Annotated in this window: 2 protein-coding genes; both read right to left on the bottom strand. The window is 76.2% G+C overall.

Going from position 1 to position 1,163, the window contains the following annotated elements:
- Nucleotides 1-61 precede the first annotated feature (61 nt).
- The gene (gene otsB / locus ACYVE9_RS27665; RefSeq protein ID WP_461030630.1) at nt 62-904 is read right to left on the bottom strand and encodes a trehalose-phosphatase; all 843 of its coding nucleotides are present in this window, start codon (nt 902-904) and stop codon (nt 62-64) included.
- Nucleotides 905-922: 18 nt separating this feature from the next.
- The coding region (locus ACYVE9_RS27660) for a DUF3263 domain-containing protein (RefSeq protein ID WP_461030629.1) at nt 923-1,163 on the bottom strand (241 nt) is incomplete at its 5' end.

The raw sequence follows: 1,163 nt of genomic DNA, 5'->3' as shown, positions 1-1,163 counted from the left end.
CGGCGTGCCCGGCTTTCCCCGTCCGCACGGGCGGGGCCCGACCGGGGACGCCTGCCGCGGGTCAGTCCGCGAGCAGACCGGCGAGCAGGGCGGCGACGCCCCCCGGGCCGGGCACGACCAGATCGGCACGGTCGGTGAGGGCGGTGACCTGCTCACCGGCGACCACGCTGCCACTGCACACCAGCAGGCCTGGGTGCCCCTCGGTGCGGCGCTTCTCGACGGCCGCGTAGGCCGGCAGGTCCCCGAGGTCGTCACCCGCGTACAGCACCGGCCCGGCGTCGGTCTCGGTGAGGAAGGCATCCAGGGCCATGCCCTTGTCCATTCCCGGCGGACGCAACTCCAGTACCTGACGGCCCGGTTCGACGGCCAGCCGGTGCCGGGTGGCCAGGTCGTGCAGCGGTTCGCGAAGCAGCTCGAAGGCCGCATCCGGGTCCTGCGTGCGCCGGGTGTGCACGGCCAGCGCCCGACCCTTGTCCTCGACCCAGGTGCCGTCCGGAGCGCCCACTCGGCCGAGCAGCGCGGGCAGTTCGGTGCGGGCCGTGTCCACCCCCGGGTCGGGTGGCGGCAGCCGCACCTCACCGGTGGCCGCGTCCCAGCGTTCCGTGCCGTAGGCACCGAGCACCGTCAGCCGTTCCAGGCCGGGGGTGTCGGCGAAGCCGGCGTACTCGACGGCGAGTTCCGCCGGCCGGCCGGTGACGATGACGACCGCCCGCAGCCGTGGTGCGAGCCCGAGCAGCGCCGGCAGCACGTCGGGGTGGGCGCGGGCCGCCGACGGATCGGCGACGATGGGGGCCAGGGTTCCGTCGAAGTCGAGGGCGACCACGGACTGTCCGGGGCGGGCCCGGAGGGCGGCGAGCCCGGCGCGGCCCGCTTCGGTGGTGGGAGCCGGAAGCACACTGTCCATACCGGCGACCCTACCGGGCTACCTGCGCGAGCGCTGGGCGTCCCGGAGCCGGCGGAGCCGGTTCACGGTGACGGGGTCGTGGGCCAGCGCCCGGGCGTCGTCGAGCAGCGCGTTGAGCAGCTGGTAGTAGCGGGTGGGCGACATGTCCAGCTGCTCACGGACGGCGCGCTCCTTCGCCCCGGGCCCCGGCCAGCCACGCCGTTCCATGGCGAGCACCGCCCGGTCCCGTGCGGTGAGCCCCCCGGCCGCCGGCCGGCCG

This window comes from Streptomyces sparsus (assembly GCF_054776295.1).
This window is presented reverse-complemented; position numbering and strand designations above follow the sequence as displayed.

What these genes read in the sequence shown, in the direction of transcription:
- otsB (WP_461030630.1), bottom strand. Translation starts at nt 904, where the DNA reads ATGGACAGTGTGCTTCCGGCTCCCACCACCGAAGCGGGCCGCGCCGGG.